Origin of the sequence: Citrobacter sedlakii NBRC 105722, assembly GCF_000759835.1 — a bacterium.
In the GTDB taxonomy this organism is placed as follows: Bacteria; Pseudomonadota; Gammaproteobacteria; order Enterobacterales; family Enterobacteriaceae; genus Citrobacter_A; species Citrobacter_A sedlakii.
The window spans coordinates 433,043-452,219 of the sequence record NZ_BBNB01000002.1 but is presented as its reverse complement, the minus strand read 5'-3'; the positions used below and the strand labels follow the sequence as shown (position 1 = coordinate 452,219).

General features: G+C 54.1%; 17 protein-coding genes and 1 other annotated feature. Of the genes, 8 read left to right on the top strand and 9 right to left on the bottom strand.

What is annotated here, in order from left to right; genetic code table 11:
* Positions 1 to 16: 16 nt before the first annotated feature.
* The 6 genes from CSE01S_RS06500 to acrA all read right to left on the bottom strand — a co-directional run bounded on the left by CSE01S_RS06500 (position 17) and on the right by acrA (position 6,810).
* On the bottom strand, positions 17 to 487 hold the full coding sequence (locus CSE01S_RS06500; RefSeq protein ID WP_042285848.1) for a YlaC family protein: 471 nt from the start codon (positions 485 to 487) through the stop codon (positions 17 to 19).
* A 107-nt stretch (positions 488 to 594) separates the two neighbouring features.
* Complete coding sequence (gene maa / locus CSE01S_RS06495; RefSeq protein WP_042285845.1) at positions 595 to 1,152, bottom strand: maltose O-acetyltransferase; 558 nt, start codon at positions 1,150 to 1,152, stop codon at positions 595 to 597.
* Between the two features lie 177 nt (positions 1,153 to 1,329).
* Positions 1,330 to 1,548: a hemolysin expression-modulating protein Hha gene (gene hha / locus CSE01S_RS06490; RefSeq protein ID WP_001280991.1), complete on the bottom strand. Its 219-nt coding sequence runs from the start codon at positions 1,546 to 1,548 to the stop codon at positions 1,330 to 1,332.
* A gap of 27 nt (positions 1,549 to 1,575) precedes the next feature.
* Positions 1,576 to 1,950: an Hha toxicity modulator TomB gene (gene tomB / locus CSE01S_RS06485; protein WP_042285841.1), complete on the bottom strand. Its 375-nt coding sequence runs from the start codon at positions 1,948 to 1,950 to the stop codon at positions 1,576 to 1,578.
* A gap of 494 nt (positions 1,951 to 2,444) precedes the next feature.
* Complete coding sequence (gene acrB / locus CSE01S_RS06480; RefSeq protein WP_042285838.1) at positions 2,445 to 5,594, bottom strand: efflux RND transporter permease AcrB; 3,150 nt, start codon at positions 5,592 to 5,594, stop codon at positions 2,445 to 2,447.
* 22 nt (positions 5,595 to 5,616) lie between these two features.
* Entirely contained in the window at positions 5,617 to 6,810 is a 1,194-nt protein-coding gene (gene acrA, locus CSE01S_RS06475; RefSeq protein WP_042285835.1) for a multidrug efflux RND transporter periplasmic adaptor subunit AcrA, read from the bottom strand.
* A 141-nt stretch (positions 6,811 to 6,951) separates the two neighbouring features.
* On the opposite strand from acrA, the gene acrR reads away from it, so the two are divergent.
* Both acrR and mscK read left to right on the top strand, forming a co-directional pair.
* On the top strand, positions 6,952 to 7,605 hold the full coding sequence (gene acrR, locus CSE01S_RS06470; RefSeq protein ID WP_042285832.1) for a multidrug efflux transporter transcriptional repressor AcrR: 654 nt from the start codon (positions 6,952 to 6,954) through the stop codon (positions 7,603 to 7,605).
* 119 nt (positions 7,606 to 7,724) lie between these two features.
* A complete protein-coding gene (mscK, locus tag CSE01S_RS06465; RefSeq protein WP_042285830.1) occupies positions 7,725 to 11,081 on the top strand; it encodes a mechanosensitive channel MscK in 3,357 nt (1,118 codons plus the stop codon).
* A 36-nt stretch (positions 11,082 to 11,117) separates the two neighbouring features.
* Here mscK and CSE01S_RS06460 read toward each other — a convergent pair whose 3' ends face one another.
* From CSE01S_RS06460 to priC, 3 genes are all read right to left on the bottom strand, one after another.
* Positions 11,118 to 12,029 carry an Rpn family recombination-promoting nuclease/putative transposase gene (locus CSE01S_RS06460; protein ID WP_042285827.1) on the bottom strand — a complete coding sequence of 304 codons (912 nt, stop codon included), beginning with the start codon at positions 12,027 to 12,029 and terminating at the stop codon, positions 11,118 to 11,120.
* A gap of 69 nt (positions 12,030 to 12,098) precedes the next feature.
* On the bottom strand, positions 12,099 to 12,266 hold the full coding sequence (gene rsmS / locus CSE01S_RS06455; RefSeq protein ID WP_042285825.1) for a pleiotropic regulatory protein RsmS: 168 nt from the start codon (positions 12,264 to 12,266) through the stop codon (positions 12,099 to 12,101).
* Positions 12,267 to 12,280: 14 nt separating this feature from the next.
* Positions 12,281 to 12,808, bottom strand: a complete 528-nt coding sequence (priC, locus tag CSE01S_RS06450) for a primosomal replication protein N'' (RefSeq protein WP_042285823.1) — start codon at positions 12,806 to 12,808, stop codon at positions 12,281 to 12,283.
* Positions 12,809 to 12,877: 69 nt separating this feature from the next.
* Here priC and CSE01S_RS06445 point away from each other — a divergent pair, with 69 nt between their 5' ends.
* From CSE01S_RS06445 to htpG, 6 genes are all read left to right on the top strand, one after another.
* The gene (locus CSE01S_RS06445; RefSeq protein ID WP_042285821.1) at positions 12,878 to 13,255 is read left to right on the top strand and encodes a DUF454 family protein; all 378 of its coding nucleotides are present in this window, start codon (positions 12,878 to 12,880) and stop codon (positions 13,253 to 13,255) included.
* A 203-nt stretch (positions 13,256 to 13,458) separates the two neighbouring features.
* Positions 13,459 to 14,010, top strand: a complete 552-nt coding sequence (gene apt, locus CSE01S_RS06440) for an adenine phosphoribosyltransferase (protein WP_042285819.1) — start codon at positions 13,459 to 13,461, stop codon at positions 14,008 to 14,010.
* 88 nt (positions 14,011 to 14,098) lie between these two features.
* Positions 14,099 to 16,030, top strand: a complete 1,932-nt coding sequence (gene dnaX / locus CSE01S_RS06435) for a DNA polymerase III subunit gamma/tau (RefSeq protein WP_042285817.1) — start codon at positions 14,099 to 14,101, stop codon at positions 16,028 to 16,030.
* Positions 15,363 to 15,427 (top strand) — a sequence feature (DnaX frameshifting element). (Overlaps the previous gene by 65 nt.)
* A gap of 53 nt (positions 16,031 to 16,083) precedes the next feature.
* Positions 16,084 to 16,413, top strand: a complete 330-nt coding sequence (locus tag CSE01S_RS06430) for a YbaB/EbfC family nucleoid-associated protein (protein ID WP_001515903.1) — start codon at positions 16,084 to 16,086, stop codon at positions 16,411 to 16,413.
* Entirely contained in the window at positions 16,413 to 17,018 is a 606-nt protein-coding gene (gene recR, locus CSE01S_RS06425) for a recombination mediator RecR (protein WP_042285814.1), read from the top strand. The genes CSE01S_RS06430 and recR overlap by 1 nt, the downstream gene beginning before the upstream one ends.
* A gap of 110 nt (positions 17,019 to 17,128) precedes the next feature.
* The gene (gene htpG, locus CSE01S_RS06420; protein WP_042285811.1) at positions 17,129 to 19,003 is read left to right on the top strand and encodes a molecular chaperone HtpG; all 1,875 of its coding nucleotides are present in this window, start codon (positions 17,129 to 17,131) and stop codon (positions 19,001 to 19,003) included.
* Positions 19,004 to 19,177 lie beyond the last annotated feature (174 nt).

The window sequence follows — 19,177 nt, the reverse complement described above, 5'->3', positions numbered from 1 at the left end:
ATCCGGCCTCGGCAGGTTATTGCTGCGCTTCAGCGCGTGCCAGAGTAAAAATGTCATAAAACGACAGCTCGCCCTTACGGGAGAGCATCTTCTGTAACTGCGTCTTCTGTTCGCGATTGACGCGCGGGGACTCAAGAATCGTCTCAACCAAAGCCGGGGGAACGAATCGCGTGTTGTACCACTCGCCGTTGTAACACACCCGGAAGTCCAGCACGTCGATATCTTCATAACGATAGCGCGGAGCGACGTCAAAAAAGAAAAAACCGTTCAGTAAGATGAAAAGCACGACCAGCAGCCAGACTGAGCCAACCAGCGTGTCGGACTGCAACATGACCGCGAGGGTGGCGAACCAGGCGATGTACATGCCGATAAACAGGCCCGGATGTTTGCGGATAAAGCTGATACTGAAGCGCGGCTTATTATCGCGCTTCTCACGCACGTTAAGATCGTCAATGGTTTCGGTAAGCAGGCGTTGTATTTCTGTCATTTTTAGCCTTTGTGATTGTGCTACTTGCAGATGAACACCCCATTTTAAAAGCGGCGTAACCCTGAAAAAAGTAACAGATTAACCACAATTTAGCATAACAGTTACAATCAGGCCGACAGGTGTTTCAGGATCCGCGCTGGATTGCCGCCTACGACCACGTTTGCCGGCACATCTTTGGTCACCACCGCGCCGGAGGCCACAACGACATTGTCGCCAATCGTTACGCCCGGATTAATCACCGCGCGTCCGCCAATCCAGACATTATTGCCGATGGTGACCGGTTTGCCGAACTCCCGTCCGCTGTTGCGTTCAGTCGCGTCCAGAGGATGGGTGGCGGTATAAATATGAACGCCGGGCGCCAGCATACAGTTGTCGCCAATGCGGATGGGGCAAACGTCCAACAGTACACAGTCGAAATTGGCGTAAAAGTCTTTCCCGAGAAAGATATTGTAACCGTAGTCACAGCGAAAGGACGGTTCGATATAGGGCTTGTCACAGTGACCGAGAAGCGCGGTGAGGATCGCCAGGCGTTCGGCTTTTTCGTCCGGGGCGGTCTGATTGTAGCGGTGAACCCACTTGCGCGCCTGCATCCGGTCATCGCGCAGGGTGTCATCCGAGGGTCGGTACAGCTCGCCCGCGATCATTTTTTGCTTTTCTTCACTCATTCCATGCACTCTCTGCGTTAGCATTAAAAGCCATACAGTAGAGGGACAGAGGGTGTCAGGGAACGTTCCCTGCGTTATTTTGTGACAGAATTCACAACAGCGTATCGACGCTTAAAGCAAATATTCAACATTGTTTCGCAAGAAAACATCCGTATTTTCTAATGAGTCTGCCACGAATTAACGGATGAATTTCCAGACGGAGGAGGGGATCTTGTCGTAAAGTTTATTCATGGTTAATTCTGCGAGACGGTGATCTGCTGCTGAGTAAAATACAGCCAATTCATTGTCAGACAATTCATATTTATTTTTTTCAATCACGCGTTCCAGCGTGTCAATAGTCTGGCAGCGTCGCAAACGCATCAAATAATCAGTTTTAGTTAATGGTTTATCGGACATGATTCTTACCTATGATTGTAATAATATTTAACAAGACAAACTAACAGGATTAGCCCTGGTGGCATTCACAAAGCAGCGGAACAAGCGATTCCCGGATTTCTGCCATTTTTGGAGGTCCTGCGCATTAATGCCATAACTGCTGAACAACATAAAAGTGTCGTCCAGATATTCATCAATCTGTTCGATCAGCTTATTGTCCTCGTTATACTTAATTTTATAATTAAGCGCGAAGGTTGCAATATGCTCGATCAGTTCGTTGAGTTGCAGGTTGATAGCCGAGGTTGGATCGTTAACCCAGCCATGATTGCTTTCTTCAAGGTTTGCAAGACAATCATGATAAAGCGTTTCACAAAGAAATTTCAGCTGAGCGATATCATGTCTTTTGGGTGAGTATTCATCCATAACGCATCCCCTTCTTAGTGGCTTTAACTAACCGAACACCTTTCGGGATGGATACAACTAACAGACCTGGAACTTGCCCTCTGCTCCTGATGCTTTAACTATAATCTACTCTATAAAAGATTTCATCGTCCTATTACGAAAAATTACAATTAAGTGAATAGAAGAGTGGGGTGCAACATTATCATTATAGCACGTAATAGAGGCTGTCCGGAATAAGGTATTTTATCCTGAGTCGTAGACTCAATATATCTTATCTTTTCATTGACTTAGTTGTTGCGGGGGAGGTGTCGCTGTTTTCATCGCCAGGAATACTCTTAATAATGAATTAATAATCGACAAATAAGAATTAACTAAAACCGCTAAGAAAATCCTCCTCACTGTTGTGGATAAAGACGTTTATTCCTCAATCGTAAGTAAACGACGTTGCAATTAGCGCGATGAACACTGTCACTCGAAAAAAAAGGCCGCTTGCGCGGCCTTTATTATAATGCGGATCAACGATGCTCTACGGTATGGCTGTGCTCGACATCTTCGCTCTTGCGGCTGAAGCGACGGCGTACCACCACAAAGAACACCGGAACGAAGAAGATAGCCAGTACGGTCGCGGTGACCATACCGCCCATCACGCCTGTCCCCACGGCGTTCTGCGCGCCGGAGCCTGCGCCGGAGCTGATAACCAGCGGCATAACGCCCAGAATGAACGCCAGCGAGGTCATCAGGATCGGACGTAAACGCATACGTACCGCTTCAAGCGTGGCTTCAATCAGGCCTTTACCTTCTTTATCCATCAGGTCTTTGGCGAATTCGACGATCAAGATCGCGTTCTTCGCCGACAACCCAATGGTTGTGAGGAGGCCCACCTGGAAGTAAACGTCGTTGGTCAACCCGCGGAAGGTCGCCGCCAGCAGCGCGCCGATAACCCCAAGCGGAACCACCAGCATAACCGAGAACGGAATCGACCAGCTCTCATACAACGCCGCCAGACACAGGAAGACGACGATCAGCGAGATGGCGTACAGGGCAGGGGCCTGGTTGCCGGACAGACGTTCCTGATAGGACATCCCCGTCCAGTCATAGCCGATGCCGGAAGGCAGCTTGCTTGCCAGCTCTTCCATCATCGCCATCGCTTCACCGGTACTCTTGCCCGGCGCCGCCTGGCCCAGAATCTCCATGGAAGGCAGACCGTTATAGCGTTCCAGACGCGGTGAACCGTATTCCCAGCGTGACGACGAGAAGGCCGAGAACGGCACCATCTGGCCATCGCTGCCGCGGACGTACCAGTTACCAATATCTTCCGGCAACATGCGGTATTTCGCTTCAGACATTACGTAAACTTTCTTCACACGACCACGATCGATAAAGTCGTTTACGTAGCTGCCGCCCCAGGCTGCGCCCAGTGTGGTATTGATATCACTAATGGAAACGCCCAGCGCCTGTGCTTTTTCCTGGTCGATATCAATTTTGAACTGCGGCGTATCTTCCAGACCGTTAGGACGAACACCAACCAGCAGATCCGGGTGTTTTGCCACTTCGCCAAACAGCTGGTTACGTGCCTGTGTCAGTTTTTCATGGCCAAGACCCGCCTGGTCGATCAACTGGAAGTCGAAGCCGGTTGCAGTACCCAACTCAACAATCGCCGGCAGGTTAAAGGCGAAGACCATCGCGTCTTTAATCTGCGAGAAGGCCGCTGACGCACGTTGGGTAATCGCCTCAACTTTGTTCTCATCGCCCGGACGATCGGCCCAATCTTTCAGCGAGACGAACGCGATACCGGTGTTCTGACCGCGACCCGCAAAGCCGAAGCCGTTAACCGCAAACACCGACTCAACGTTGGCTTTTTCTTTGGTCAGGAAATAGTCGGTCATCTCATCGAGAACTTTCTGCGTCCGTTCCTGAGTCGCACCGGCAGGCAACTGGGCCATGCTCAGGAATACCCCCTGGTCTTCATCCGGCAGGAAGGAGCTTGGCAGACGAACGAACAGAAAGGCCATGCCGACCACAATGATCAGATACAGCAGCAGATAACGACCGGTACTGCGCAGAATGTTGCCTACGCTGTCGGTGTAGTGGTGCGTGCTCTTATCGAACATGCGGTTAAACCAGCCGAAAAAGCCTTTTTTGCCTTCACCGTGGTCGCCTTTGGCGATGGGCTTGAGCATGGTGGCGCACAGCGCCGGCGTCAGGATCAACGCTACCAGAACCGACAGCGCCATCGCGGAGACGATAGTGATGGAGAACTGACGATAGATAGCCCCGGTCGAGCCGCCAAAGAAGGCCATCGGGATAAACACCGCCGACAGAACCATCGCGATACCCACCAGTGCGCCCTGAATCTGGCCCATTGATTTACGCGTCGCTTCCTTCGGCGGCAGGCCCTCTTCGGACATAACACGTTCGACGTTCTCGACCACCACGATGGCGTCATCCACCAACAGACCGATGGCGAGCACCATCCCGAACATCGTCAGGGTGTTTATCGAGAAGCCGAAGGCCGCAAGGACCGCAAAGGTCCCCAACAGAACCACCGGAACGGCAATGGTTGGGATCAGCGTCGCGCGGAAGTTCTGCAGGAACAGATACATTACCAGGAACACGAGAATGATCGCTTCCACCAGCGTTTTCACCACTTCATGAATGGAGATTTTCACGAACGGGGTGGTGTCATACGGGTAAACAATTTTCAGGCCCGACGGGAAGAACGGCTCCATTTTCGCCAGTTCAGCACGGATCGCTGTCGCGGTGTCGAGCGCGTTGGCGCCCGTCGCCAGTTTAATCCCTAAACCGGACGCAGGCTGGCCGTTGAACTTCGCAATAACGTCGTAGTTCTCGCCGCCCAGTTCGATTTTGGAAACGTCACGCAGACGAACCTGCGAACCATCCTGATTCACTTTCAGCAGGATTTTGCCGAATTCTTCGGTTGAAGTCAGACGCGTCTGGGCAATGATCGAGGCGTTCAACTGCTGGCCTTTCACCGGCGGCGTACCGCCTAACTGACCCGCCGCAACCTGGGCGTTCTGCGCTTTGATTGCGTTGATCACATCGACCGGCGTCAGCTGAAATTTGTTGAGCGCTGTCGGGTCCATCCAGATACGCATCGCGTACTGCGAACCGAACAACTGCACGTCACCCACGCCGGAAGTACGGCTGATGGCGTCCTTCATGTTGGCGGCAACGTAGTCCGAAATATCTTCCTGGGTCATGGAACCGTCGGTGTTGATAACCCCGACAACCATCAGGAAGCTACTGGATGACTTCTCAACGCTCACGCCCTGCTGTTGAACTTCCTGCGGCAGCAACGGCATCGCCAGCTGCAGTTTGTTCTGCACCTGAACCTGCGCAATGTCCGCATCGGTACCGGATTCAAACGTCAGGGTGATCTGCACGGTACCCGTGGAGTCACTGTTTGAGGACATGTACATCAGGTTATCGATACCGTTCATGTTCTGTTCGATAACCTGTGTGACGGTGTCCTGCACGGTTTGCGCATCAGCGCCAGGGTAGGTTGCGGAGATCGTCACTGCTGGCGGCGCAATCGTTGGATATTGCGCGACCGGCAGTTTGAGGATCGCAAGCCCCCCTGCCAACATGATGATAATGGCGATCACCCATGCGAATATGGGGCGATCGATAAAGAAATTTGGCATGTCTTAACGGCTCCTGTTTAAGTTAAGACTTAGTTTGCTCAGGCTGGTTACCGCCAGCAGCTTGCTGTTTGTTATCTGCGGTAATCTCTTGTGCTTTCACCTGCGCACCAGGACGCACTTTCTGCAGCCCACTGACGACAACACGGTCACCCGCTTTCAGCCCATCGGTCACCAGCCACTTGTCACCAATCGCCTGACTGGCCACAATTTGACGGGTTTCGACTTTGTTATCTGCGCCGACGACCAACGCGGTAGCATCGCCACGCGGCGTACGGGTTACCCCCTGCTGCGGCACCAGCAGAGCGGATGGGTTAGTCCCTTCCTGCAAACGCGCGCGGACAAACATACCCGGCAGCAGCGTGTGGTCCGGGTTAGGGAAGATGGCGCGTAAAGTAATAGAACCGGTAGTCTGGTCGACGGTCACGTCTGAAAACTCAAGCGTGCCTGTCTGCGGGAATTTAATGCCGTCACTGGTCACCAGCTCAACTTTCGCCTTGCCGTTTTCCTGTTTCAGCGTTCCGTTAGCCAGTTCTTGTTTCAGGCGCAGGAAGTCGTTGCTCGACTGGGTAACATCAACGTAGATCGGATCAAGCTGTTGTACGGTCGCCAGCGCGGTCGCCTGACCGTTTTGCACCAGTGCGCCTTCGGTTACGGACGATTTACCAATACGGCCGCTAATCGGAGAGGTCACCTTGGTGTACGCCAGGTTAATACGCGCCGTTTCAACGGCGGCTTTAGCGGCAAGCACGGCAGCATTCGCCTGTTGCGCATCCGCCAGCGCCTGATCGTAGTCTTGTTTACTGATGTACTGCGTGCCGAGCAGTTTCTTATAACGGTTCACCGTGACCTGCGCGATGCTGGCTGCGGCCTGGGCTTTCGCCAGATCGCCTTTCGCACTTTCGTATGACGCTTGATAAGTCGCAGGATCAATCTGATAGAGAGACACACCTGCTTCGATATCGCTGCCTTCCTCGAAATTCCGCTTCAGGATAATGCCGCTTACCTGAGGGCGAACTTCGGCAATACGGAAAGCACTGGTGCGACCCGGAAGTTCAGTGGTGATCTGCAGAGGTTCAGTTTTGAGCGTCACAACCCCAACTTCTGGCATTTGCTGGCCCCCTTGTTGGGCCGGTTTGTCGTCACATCCTGTTAGCGCTAAGCTGCCTGAGAGCATCAGAACGACCGCCAGAGGCGTTAACCCTCTGTTTTTGTTCATATGTAAACCTCGAGTGTCCGATTTCAAATTGATCAATGGTCAAAAGTCCACAAACCCATTGCTGCGTTTATATTATCGTCGTGCTATGGTACATACATTCATAAATGTATGTAAATCTAACGCCTGTAAATTCACCGACATATGGCACGAAAAACCAAACAACAAGCGCAGGAAACACGACAACACATACTGGATGTAGCGCTACGTTTGTTCTCGCAACAAGGGGTATCTTCCACCTCGCTGGCGGAGATTGCAAAAGCCGCGGGCGTTACTCGTGGCGCAATCTATTGGCATTTCAGAAACAAGTCGGATTTATTCAGTGAAATCTGGGAGCTGTCAGAATCCAACATTGGTGAGCTTGAGACTGAGTATCAGGCAAAATTCCCCGACGATCCACTATCTGTATTAAGAGAAATATTAGTTCATCTTCTTGAATCTACCGTGACGGAAGAGCGGCGACGTTTATTGATGGAGATTATATTCCACAAATGCGAATTTGTGGGAGAAATGGCCGTAGTGCAGCAGGCGCAAAGAAACATCTGTCTGGAGAGCTACGACCGTATTGAGCAGACCCTCACGCACTGTATAAAAGCCAATATGCTTCCCGCGAATCTGCTCACGCGCCGCGCCGCGGTTATCATGCGCGGCTACGTCTCGGGCATCATGGAAAACTGGCTGTTTGCGCCGCATTCGTTCGATCTCAAAAAAGAAGCGCGCGATTACGTCGCTATCCTGCTGGAAATGTTTATGTTTTGCCCCACACTGCGCGCCGTCGCGCCTGACGCGCAGGCCTGAACCCGCGCCAGGAATTGTCCTGGTCGATTTCGCTGCCGCTATTCTGCCTAAGAGAGCCGTGATATTCTTGCGCGTTGACTATTTTCGGTCGTCTTTTCGGTTCAGAAACCTTCATTCACATGACTATGTTGCAGCTCTATAAACGTTCACAGCACCTTATTTTTGTCACGGTGGCTGTTTTCATTCTTATGTTGTCCTGCCCGTCATTGGCATTGGCCCGCGCCTCCACAAACGGTGACCTGCCTTCCCGGGCGGATGTGCAAAGCCAACTGGATACACTCAATAAACAAAAAGACCTTTCCGCCCAGGACAAACTGATTCAGCAGGATCTCACCGAGACCATTGCCACGCTGGAGAAAATCGAACGGGTGAAAGAGGAGACAGTTCAGTTACGCCAGAAAGTGTCACAGGCGCCGGAAAAAATGCGTCAGGCCGTGGAGTCCCTTAACGCGCTGAGCGATGTCGATAATGACGACGAGACGCGGAAAACCCTCAGCACTCTGTCACTGCGTCAGCTGGAGCTGCGCGTGGCCCAGGCGCTGGATGATCTGCAGAATTCGCAAAACGACCTGGCGACCTATAACAGTCAGTTAGTTTCCCTGCAAACGCAGCCAGAGCGCGTGCAGAACGCTATGTACGCCGCTTCCCAACAGCTTCAGCAAATCCGTAACCAACTGGATGGCGTCGGCGAAACGGCGTTACGTCCAACTCAACAGGTGCTGCTACAAGCGCAGCAAGTGTTGCTGAATGCCCAGATTGAGCAACAGCGTAAAAGCCTGGAAGGCAATACAGTGCTCCAGGACACTTTGCAAAAGCAGCGCGATTTCGTCACCGCCAACAGCAACCGGATTGAGCATCAGTTGCAGCTGTTGCAGGAAGCGGTGAATAACAAGCGGCTAACGCTCACTGAAAAGACCGCGCAGGAGGCCATTTCGCCAGATGAGACCGCGCGCATTCAGGCCAATCCGCTGGTGAAGCAGGAACTGGATATCAACCATCAGCTCAGCCAGCGTCTGATTACCGCGACGGAAAACGGCAACGCGTTGATGCAGCAAAACATCAAAGTCAAAAACTGGCTGGATCGCGCCCTGCAGTCTGAACGCAATATTAAAGAACAGATCGCGGTGCTGAAGGGGAGCCTCCTGCTGTCTCGTATCCTGTATCAGCAGCAGCAAACCCTGCCGTCGGCAGATGAGCTTGAAGATATGACCAACCGCATCGCGGATTTGCGTCTTGAGCAGTTTGAAGTCAACCAACAGCGCGACGCGCTGTTTCAGAATGATGCTTTCGTCGCCAAACTGGAAGAGGGGCATCAGAGCGACGTTAACGACGAGGTGCACGACGCGCTGCTGCAGGTGGTCGATATGCGCCGCGAGCTGCTGGACCAGTTGAATAAGCAGCTTGGCAATCAGCTGATGATGGCCATTAACCTGCAAATTAATCAACAGCAGTTAATGAGCGTATCAAAAAGCCTGAAAGAAATTCTCACCCAGCAAATCTTCTGGGTAAACAGCAACCGTCCGATGGACTGGGACTGGATAAAGGCGTTCCCGGAAACCCTGAAAGAGCAGTTTAAGGCGATGAAAATCACCGTTAACTGGGAGAAAGCCTGGCCTGCGGTATTCATCGCGTTTCTCGCTGGTTTGCCGCTGTTACTGATTGCCGGCGTGATTCGCTGGCGTCTGAAATGGCTGAAAGCCTGGCAGCAAAAACTCGCTGCGGCGGTCGGTTCCTTACGCAATGACAGCCAGTTGAATACGCCGAAAGCGATTCTGATCGATCTGATTCGCGCCCTGCCTGCGTGCCTGCTTATCCTCGCCGTCGGCCTGATTTTGCTGACAATGCAGCTCAACATCAGCGACCTGCTGTGGGCGTTCAGCAAAAAACTGGCCATCTTCTGGCTGGTGTTTGGCCTGTGCTGGAAGGTACTGGAAAAAGAAGGGGTGGCGATTCGACACTTCGGGATGCCCGCGCAGCTGACCAGCCACTGGCGGCGTCAGATCGTACGCATCAGTCTGGCGCTGCTGCCGCTGCACTTCTGGTCGGTGGTGGCCGAGCAGTCGCCGCTGCATCTGATGGATGATGTGCTGGGGCAGGCGATGATTTTCCTTAACCTGCTGTTGATCGCGTTTCTGGTCTGGCCGATGTTCCGGGAAAGCTGGCGCGACAAAGAGTCTCATGGACTGCGACTGGTCACGATCACTATCCTGTCGATTATTCCGGTTGCCCTGATGGTGCTGACCGCGACCGGCTATTTCTATACCACGCTTCGCCTGGCGGGTCGCTGGATAGAGACCGTTTATCTGGTGATTATCTGGAATCTGCTTTACCAGACCGTACTGCGCGGACTGAGCGTTGCGGCGCGGCGCATTGCCTGGCGTCGCGCACTGGCGCGTCGGCAAAATCTGGTGAAAGAGGGCGCTGAAGGGGCGGAACCGCAGGAGGAGCCGACGATCGCGCTTGAGCAGGTGAACCAGCAAACGCTGCGTATCACCATGCTGCTGATGGTCTCGCTGTTTGCGGTCATGTTCTGGGCGATTTGGTCCGATCTGATCACCGTGTTCAGCTATCTCGACAGCATTACGCTCTGGCATTACAACGGCACTGAAGCGGGCGCCGCGGTGGTGAAGAGCGTGACGATGGGCAGTTTACTGTTTGCCATTATCGCCTCAATGGTGGCCTGGGCATTGATCCGTAACCTGCCGGGCCTGCTGGAAGTGTTAGTGCTCTCGCGGCTTAAAATGCGCCAGGGCGCATCGTACGCGATCACCACGATCCTCAATTACATTATTATCGCCGTCGGGGCGATGACAGTATTCGGGTCGCTTGGCGTTTCGTGGGATAAACTGCAGTGGCTGGCGGCGGCGCTGTCGGTCGGTCTGGGTTTTGGTTTGCAGGAGATCTTCGGTAACTTTGTCTCCGGTCTGATTATCCTGTTCGAACGTCCGGTGCGGATCGGCGATACGGTGACCATCGGCACCTATTCAGGGACCGTCAGTAAGATCCGCATCCGTGCGACCACTATCACTGACTTCGATCGCAAAGAGGTGATCATCCCGAACAAGGCGTTTGTGACCGAACGTCTGATCAACTGGTCCCTGTCTGATACCACCACGCGACTGGTGATCCGCATTGGCGTGGCCTATGGTTCAGATCTGGAAAAAGTGCGTAAGGTTCTGCAACAGGCGGCGCTGGAGCATCCAAAGGTGATGCACGATCCGCAGCCTGAAGTGTTCTTTACCACCTTCGGCGCCAGTACGCTCGACCACGAGCTGCGTTTGTACGTCCGCGAACTGCGCGATCGCAGCCATACCGTGGACGAACTGAACCGCGCCATTGACCGCCTGTGCCGCGAAAACAATATCGACATTGCCTTTAATCAACTTGAAGTGCATCTGCGCAACGATAAGGGCGATGAAGTGACGGAAGTGAAGCGCGAGATTAAAGGCGACGATCCGACGCCGGCGGTAAGTTAACCAAACGGGGGGCGGCGAATGTCGCCCCTCGATTGTTTAATGAGACAGCGCAGCCAGTTCTTCTGCGGTCAGGCCAGTAAACTGCATAATACGTGAGGATTCCATCCCGTCATCCAGCATTCTACGTGCAATGACACGGGCACCCTCTTCAAGACCTTGTTGCATTCCCAGTTGAATACCCTCTGTGCGGCCTTTCTCTTCCAGCCATTCGGCAATCGTCATCAGTTGATCCTTATACTGAGGCGCACCTTGTGCCAGTTGGCGAATCAGTACGCCGGGATTTTCACAATTACCTGCCTTCACCATATAGTTTATCAACACGTTAAGTTGAGGGTCGGTAAGCGATTGCTGCGTTAGCAATGTGATCAACTGATCCAGTAACTCACTCAAATCGCGTTGACGAATATGTTTTTGCAGGAGTTCCAGCATCGCCATCCGTTGATGCTGCAGGATCTGATTATCCGGTATCGCCGTCAGGTCCACCAGCGGAAATTCACTGTCGTATAGCGTCTTTGCCATCTCGGGTTCACTAAACAGACTTTGCCAGTTGAGGCTGTGGGGCCATGGGCTTTTTAGCCCCTGGTAAAAGAGGATAGGCACCACTAACGGCAACGTTGTATGTCCCGCATCAAGATGGCGCTGCATGGCGGCAATCGCATAGCGCATCATTCGGAATGCCATGAGCTTATCGGGTGTGCTCTGATGCTCAATCAGCGCATAAATGTAACCAGGACCCTGTTCCGTCTCTAAGGAATAAAGGATATCAGCATACCGATTGCGTAAATTTTCTTCGACAAAACTACCGGACTCCAGCTTTAAGGAGTCCAGATTACAGATCTGAAGAAAATGACCGGGCAGGTGAATCTGCAGAAAATCCCGGGCAACGGCTTTTTGCGTCAGCATCTGTCGGAAAACCGCATCGTGCGGTGAAGGGGGAAGTCGTTCCATGAGCCATCCAATGGTCGCGAATTGTTGCGGCGACTATGCCATTCGCCGCGACGCTCCACCAGACAGTAATCATTGATATTGCGAGCCGTCTTCCGCGCTTTTGAGCTTGTTTTCATAATCACGCATAACGATTTCCAGCGCGCGTAGCACGGTTCGCGGAGGGAGCTGATTCTCTTCCAGCAGCACGATCAAATCGACGGCCAGTTTGACCTCGTCCGGGGCGTTTTCCAGTGACATAGATTCTCCGGGGTTTAGCGGGTTAAGTGTGCGATGACGCGTTCAATGCTGTCGAGCGCCTTGCGACAGCGCGCCAGACGACCTTCATAGATTTCCACTTCGCGCTGCAGCGTCTGTTGTTCCTGCAGACTGTGGGTTTCGGCGAGGCGCATTTTACGTTCCTGCGTCATCACTCGCAGGCGGCGTTCAAATTCCTGATGCTGAAGGCGTTTACGCTGCCATTTGGTCAGGGTGGGTGAGCTGCTGTCCCATTCGCGCAGCGACCAGCTTTCACACTCGCGGGCGATAGCCTCCAGCTGTGAGGCGAGGTGTTCCGCCAGCCAGGCGACCTGTGGAAGCTGCTGTCGCATAACCGCCTGGCGTAGCGCCTGAAGATTGGCCTCCGCTTCCTCTACGCAGTCCTGAAGACGCGTAGTGCGGGTCTGGAAAAGCTGGCGATCGAAGCGAGGGCTGAGTGTTGCGTGCTGCGCTAGCGGTGCGCAACGATGGCGCAATTCGGCGAGCCGATCGTCCAGCTTTTGTAGCAGCATGGCGGTTTTCAATGCAACACTCCAATGAAAATGATAACTGTTATGCTAAAGTAGCGTTCTGGTTTGCGACATGCCTTTATTATGCAACGAATCTTCTTGATCATCACGGGCTGGCTTGCGGTTGTCCTTGGAACGCTTGGCGTGGTATTGCCGCTTCTGCCGACGACGCCGTTTATTTTACTTGCCGCCTGGTGCTTTGCCCGCTCGTCGCCGCGTTTTCATCAGTGGTTGCTCTACCGTTCGTGGTTTGGCAGCTATTTACGCTACTGGCAAAAACATAAAGCGATGCCGCCGGGCGCGAAATCCCGGGCGATTATTCTGATCCTGATGACCTTTGGCGTCTCATTGTGGCTGACCCCCATGATGTGGGTGCGGATCCTCCTGCTTTTCATCCTCGCCTGCCTGCTGATATTTATGTGGCGAATCCCGGTAGTTGATGAAAAGCAACAAAAGCACTGAAGCGTAATCATCGCAGTTGCAATTACTGGCTGTAGCCAGTAAATTCGACCGTTTTCGAGCACAGGCGCGCCTGGTCAAAGGTTAACCACAGGTAACTTTGGCCTGCTATACACACGATCGTCCAAAGTGCGTTAAGGCAATCTGCAGGATGAAGTATACTGCGCGCAATGTAGAGTAATACCGTATTTATCAGGCACACACTTATGACCGCGACTGCACAGCAGCTTGAGTTTCTCAAAAATAGCATTAAAAGCATTCAGGACTACCCGAAACCGGGCATTCTTTTCCGTGATGTCACCAGCTTACTGGAAGACCCGAAGGCTTACGCGCTCAGCATCGACTTGCTGGTTGAGCGTTACAAAGATGCGGGCATTACCAAAGTGGTCGGTACCGAAGCGCGCGGTTTCCTGTTTGGCGCGCCGGTGGCGCTGGGGCTTGGCGTTGGTTTTGTGCCGGTACGTAAACCGCGCAAATTGCCGCGTGAGACAATCGCTGAAAGCTACGAGCTGGAATACGGCACCGATCAACTGGAAATTCACGTTGATGCCATTCAGCCTGGCGACAAAGTGCTGGTGGTGGACGACCTGTTAGCGACCGGCGGCACCATCGAAGCCACCGCGAAACTGATCCGCCGTCTGGGTGGTGAAGTCAATGACGCGGCGTTTATCATCAATTTACCGGATCTCGGCGGCGAAGCGCGTCTGGAAAAATTGGGTATCGCCAGTTACTGTCTGGTCTCCTTTGCCGGGCATTAATCCCGGTCCCCGCAACCTCGCTCATTGAGCGAGGTTGTGTTAGCATTCCCCCCTATGAATTCACCTTCCAGCGTTGCAGAGCCAGCCAATGAGTTATCAGGTTTTAGCCCGAAAATGGCGCCCACAAACCTTTGCTGACGTTGTCGGCCAGGAACATGTGCTAACCGCACTGGCGAACGGCTTGTCGCTAGGGCGTATTCACCACGCTTATCTTTTTTCCGGGACTCGCGGCGTCGGTAAAACCTCTATCGCCCGTCTGCTGGCGAAAGGGTTGAACTGCGAAACCGGGATCACCGCCACGCCATGCGGCGTTTGCGACAACTGCCGTGAAATTGAGCAGGGACGATTTGTCGATCTCATCGAGATTGACGCCGCGTCGCGTACCAAAGTCGAAGACACTCGCGACCTGCTGGATAACGTTCAGTACGCCCCTGCGCGCGGTCGCTTTAAGGTGTACCTGATCGACGAAGTGCATATGCTGTCCCGTCACAGCTTTAACGCGCTGCTCAAAACCCTTGAGGAGCCGCCAGCGCACGTCAAATTCCTGTTGGCGACCACCGACCCGCAGAAGTTGCCGGTGACCATATTGTCCCGCTGTCTGCAATTTCACCTTAAGGCGCTGGACGTCGAGCAGATCCGCCACCAGCTTGAGCACATTCTTAATGAAGAGCACATCGCGCACGAACCTCGCGCGTTGCAGTTGCTTTCCCGGGCGGCAGACGGGAGCCTGCGCGACGCGCTTAGCCTGACCGATCAGGCTATCGCCAGCGGCGACGGTCAGGTTTCAACCCAGGCGGTGAGCGCGATGCTCGGTACGCTGGATGACGACCAGGCGCTGTCGCTGGTTGAAGCGGTGATCGCCGCCGACGGTGAACGCGTCATGTCGTTGGTCAACGACGCGGCGGCGCGCGGCATCGAGTGGGAAGCGTTGCTGGTCGAAATGCTCGGCCTGCTGCATCGAATTGCGCTGGTCCAGCTTTCACCCGCGGCGCTGGGCAGCGACATGGCGACAATTGAAGTACGGATGCGCGAACTGGCGCGAACCGTACCGCCAACGGACGTACAGCTTTATTACCAGACGTTGTTGATGGGTCGTAAAGAGCTGCCTTACGCGCCGGACAGACGTATGGGGGTTGAAATGACCCTGCTGCGCGCGCTGGCGTTTCACCCACGGATGCCGTTGCCGGAACCGGAGACGCCGCGCCAGTCTTTTGCGCCCGTGGCCCCGACGGCGGTAATGAGTCCGACGCAGGTGCCGCAGCAGCCGTCTGCGCCGACACAGCAGGCGCCAGCCGCGCCATTGTCCGACGCCACCAGTCAGGTGCTGGCGGCGCGCAATCAGCTTCAGCGCGCGCAGGGAGCAACCAAAGCAAAAAAGAGTGAACCGGCAGCCGCAACCCGCGCGCGGCCGGTGAATAACGCTGCGCTGGAAAGGCTGGCATCGGTGACGGAGCGCGTGCAGGCGCGTCCCGCACCGTCTGCGCTCGAACAAGCGCCGGTGAAGAAAGAAGCGTATCGCTGGAAGGCAACCACTCCGGTTGTCGAAGTGAAAGACGTTGTCGCGACGCCGAAAGCGCTGAAAAAAGCGCTGGAGCATGAAAAGACGCCTGAACTGGCGGCGAAGCTGGCGACGGAAGCCATTGAACGCGACCCGTGGGCGGCGCAGGTGAGCCAGTTAGCGTTACCGAAACTGGTGGAACAGGTGGCGCTCAATGCCTGGAAAGAAGAGAACGGCAATGCTGTCTGTCTGCATTTGCGCTCCAGCCAGCGCCATCTGAACTCCGCTGGCGCGAAACAAAAACTGGCCGAGGCGCTGAGCGCGCTGGCCGGTACAACGGTTGAACTGACTATCGTAGAAGATGATAATCCGGCGGTGCGCACGCCGCTGGAGTGGCGTCAGGCCATTTATGAAGAAAAACTTGCGCAGGCGCGTGAGTCGATCGTTGCGGATAATAATATCCAGACCCTGCGTCGCTTTTTTGATGCGGATCTGGATGAAGAGAGTATTCGTCCCATTTGATCGTAAGCGTCGCTTACGATTGTCATCCCTTAACGTGATTGAGAGAGAAGCCTATGTTTGGTAAAGGCGGTCTGGGCAACCTGATGAAACAGGCCCAGCAGATGCAGGAAAAAATGCAGCAGATGCAGGAAGAGATTGCGAAGCTGGAAGTGACCGGCGAGTCCGGCGCAGGTCTGGTGAAAGTGACCATTAACGGCGCGCACAACTGCCGTCGCGTGGAAATCGATCCGAGCCTGCTCGAAGATGACAAAGAGATGCTGGAAGATCTGGTCGCCGCCGCGTTCAACGATGCCGCTCGTCGCATTGAAGAAACGCAGAAAGAGAAAATGGCGTCTGTGTCTTCCGGTATGCAGCTGCCGCCAGGCTTTAAGATGCCGTTCTGATGCAAACCAGCCCGCTGTTAACTCAGCTTATGGAAGCGCTGCGCTGTTTGCCGGGCGTAGGCCCGAAGTCGGCGCAGCGCATGGCGTTTACGCTGTTACAGCGTGACCGCAGCGGCGGGATGCGCCTGGCGCAAGCGCTGACCCGGGCGATGTCGGAAATCGGCCACTGTGCCGATTGCCGTACTTTCACCGAGCAGGACGTGTGCAATATCTGTTCAAACCCGCGTCGTCAGGAAAACGGTCAGATTTGCGTGGTCGAAAGTCCGGCGGATATCTACGCGATTGAGCAGACCGGGCAATTTTCCGGGCGCTATTTCGTGCTGATGGGGCACCTGTCGCCGCTCGACGGTATCGGGCCGGACGACATTGGACTTGACCGGCTGGAACAGCGCCTTTCTTCTGAGCCGCTCAATGAAGTGATCCTCGCGACCAATCCCACGGTCGAAGGGGAGGCAACGGCGAACTATATTGCCGAGCTTTGCGCGCAATATGGCGTCGAAGCCAGCCGTATCGCTCACGGCGTTCCGGTTGGCGGTGAGCTGGAGATGGTTGACGGCACAACGCTGTCACACTCTCTTGCCGGTCGCCATAAGCTTAAATTCTGAACAAACGGAGGCGGCGTTTGCGGCCTCCGCTTGAAATCTCTCCCCCGCGTCCCCATTTTCCCCTCAACGTGTTTTTACCATTAAAAATGGCTTTGTTGAGGTAGATCTACATGAAAGGACAAGAAACTCGCGGTTTTCAGTCAGAGGTAAAGCAACTTCTGCATCTGATGATCCATTCTCTGTATTCCAATAAAGAAATCTTCCTGCGTGAGCTTATCTCTAACGCCTCAGATGCGGCAGACAAGCTGCGTTTCCGCGCGCTGTCAAACCCGGACCTCTATGAAGGCGACGGTGAACTGCGCGTGCGCGTCTCCTTCGATAAAGATAAGCGTACGTTGACCATTGCCGACAATGGCGTGGGCATGAACCGGGATGACGTTATCGATCATCTGGGCACCATCGCCAAATCCGGCACGAAATCATTCCTCGAATCCATGGGATCTGACCAGGCGAAAGACAGCCAGCTGATCGGCCAGTTCGGGGTCGGCTTTTATTCCGCGTTTATTGTTGCCGACAAAGTGACCGTGCGCACCCGCGCGGCGGGCGATAAGCCGGAAAACGGCGTGTTCTGGGAATCTGCGGGCGAAGGCGAATACACGGTTGCCGACATCACCAAAGACGATCGCGGCACCGAAATTACCCTGCACCTGCGCGATGGCGAAGATGAGTTCCTCGATGACTGGCGCGTGCGTTCGATCATCAGCAAATATTCCGATCACATCGCGCTGCCGGTAGAAATTGAAAAACAGGAAGAGAAAGACGGTGAAACCGTTGTCTCCTGGGAAAAAATCAACAAGGCGCAGGCGCTGTGGACCCGTAACAAGTCCGAAATCAGCGAAGACGAATACAAAGAATTCTACAAGCACATTGCGCATGACTTTACCGATCCGCTGACCTGGAGCCACAACCGCGTGGAAGGGAAGCAGGAGTACACCAGCCTGCTGTATATCCCGTCTCAGGCGCCGTGGGACATGTGGAACCGCGATCATAAACACGGCCTGAAGCTGTACGTCCAGCGCGTGTTTATCATGGACGACGCCGAACAGTTCATGCCGAACTATCTGCGTTTCGTGCGGGGTCTGATCGATTCCAACGACCTGCCGCTGAACGTTTCTCGTGAAATCCTGCAGGACAGCACCGTTACCCGTAATCTGCGCAGCGCGCTGACCAAACGCGTTCTGCAAATGCTGGAAAAACTGGCGAAGGACGATGCGGAAAAATACCAGACCTTCTGGAAACAGTTCGGTCTGGTGCTGAAAGAAGGTCCGGCGGAAGATCACGCCAACCAGGAAACCATCGCCAGACTGATGCGTTTTGCCTCCACCCATACCGATTCCTCCGCTCAGACCGTCTCGCTGGAAGACTATGTTTCCCGCATGAAAGAAGGGCAGGAGAAGATTTACTACATCACCGCCGACAGCTATGCGGCAGCGAAGAGCAGCCCGCACCTGGAGCTGCTGCGTAAGAAAGGTATCGAAGTCCTGCTGCTTTCCGACCGCATCGACGAATGGATGATGAATTACCTGACCGAATTCGACGGTAAAGCGTTCCAGTCCGTGGCGAAAGCCGACGAATCTATCGACAAGCTGGCCGATGAAGTGGACGAAAGCGCGAAAGAAGTGGAAAAAGCGCTGACGCCGTTCGTTGAGCGTGTGAAAACTCTGCTTGGCGATCGGGTGAAAGAGGTGCGTCTGACCCATCGTCTGACCGACACGCCCGCGATTGTCACCACCGATGCGGACGAAATGAGCACTCAGATGGCAAAACTGTTTGCCGCTGCGGGTCAGGCTGTACCGGAAGTGAAATACATCTTTGAACTGAACCCGGATCACGTGCTGGTGAAACGCACCGCGGACACCGAAGATGACGCTCAGTTTAAAGAGTGGGTAGAACTGCTGCTGGATCAGGCGCTGTTTGCCGAACGCGGGACGCTGGAGGATCCGAACCAGTTTATCCGTCGCATGAACCAACTGCTGGTTTCCTGACCGCGTTGAGGTGATGCCGGAAGGCGACGAAAACGTCTTTCCGGCCTACCGACAGGTTGCTGTTTGTAGGTCGGATAAGCGTCAGCGCCATCCGGCATTCTTTTATTTGTTCCTCTCTTTTCTTATTTTCCCGCCGTTAACCGTTTCAGCGCAGGGCACCTTCCTTGAGCGAAT

What these genes read in the sequence shown, in the direction of transcription:
- CSE01S_RS06460 (WP_042285827.1), bottom strand. Translation starts at nt 12,029, where the DNA reads ATGGAACGACTTCCCCCTTCACCGCACGATGCGGTTTTCCGACAGATG.
- acrB (WP_042285838.1), bottom strand. Translation starts at nt 5,594, where the DNA reads ATGCCAAATTTCTTTATCGATCGCCCCATATTCGCATGGGTGATCGCC.
- htpG (WP_042285811.1), top strand. Translation starts at nt 17,129, where the DNA reads ATGAAAGGACAAGAAACTCGCGGTTTTCAGTCAGAGGTAAAGCAACTT.
- dnaX (WP_042285817.1), top strand. Translation starts at nt 14,099, where the DNA reads ATGAGTTATCAGGTTTTAGCCCGAAAATGGCGCCCACAAACCTTTGCT.
- mscK (WP_042285830.1), top strand. Translation starts at nt 7,725, where the DNA reads ATGACTATGTTGCAGCTCTATAAACGTTCACAGCACCTTATTTTTGTC.
- acrR (WP_042285832.1), top strand. Translation starts at nt 6,952, where the DNA reads ATGGCACGAAAAACCAAACAACAAGCGCAGGAAACACGACAACACATA.
- rsmS (WP_042285825.1), bottom strand. Translation starts at nt 12,266, where the DNA reads ATGTCACTGGAAAACGCCCCGGACGAGGTCAAACTGGCCGTCGATTTG.
- acrA (WP_042285835.1), bottom strand. Translation starts at nt 6,810, where the DNA reads ATGAACAAAAACAGAGGGTTAACGCCTCTGGCGGTCGTTCTGATGCTC.
- apt (WP_042285819.1), top strand. Translation starts at nt 13,459, where the DNA reads ATGACCGCGACTGCACAGCAGCTTGAGTTTCTCAAAAATAGCATTAAA.
- CSE01S_RS06500 (WP_042285848.1), bottom strand. Translation starts at nt 487, where the DNA reads ATGACAGAAATACAACGCCTGCTTACCGAAACCATTGACGATCTTAAC.
- hha (WP_001280991.1), bottom strand. Translation starts at nt 1,548, where the DNA reads ATGTCCGATAAACCATTAACTAAAACTGATTATTTGATGCGTTTGCGA.
- tomB (WP_042285841.1), bottom strand. Translation starts at nt 1,950, where the DNA reads ATGGATGAATACTCACCCAAAAGACATGATATCGCTCAGCTGAAATTT.
- recR (WP_042285814.1), top strand. Translation starts at nt 16,413, where the DNA reads ATGCAAACCAGCCCGCTGTTAACTCAGCTTATGGAAGCGCTGCGCTGT.
- CSE01S_RS06445 (WP_042285821.1), top strand. Translation starts at nt 12,878, where the DNA reads ATGCAACGAATCTTCTTGATCATCACGGGCTGGCTTGCGGTTGTCCTT.
- maa (WP_042285845.1), bottom strand. Translation starts at nt 1,152, where the DNA reads ATGAGTGAAGAAAAGCAAAAAATGATCGCGGGCGAGCTGTACCGACCC.
- CSE01S_RS06430 (WP_001515903.1), top strand. Translation starts at nt 16,084, where the DNA reads ATGTTTGGTAAAGGCGGTCTGGGCAACCTGATGAAACAGGCCCAGCAG.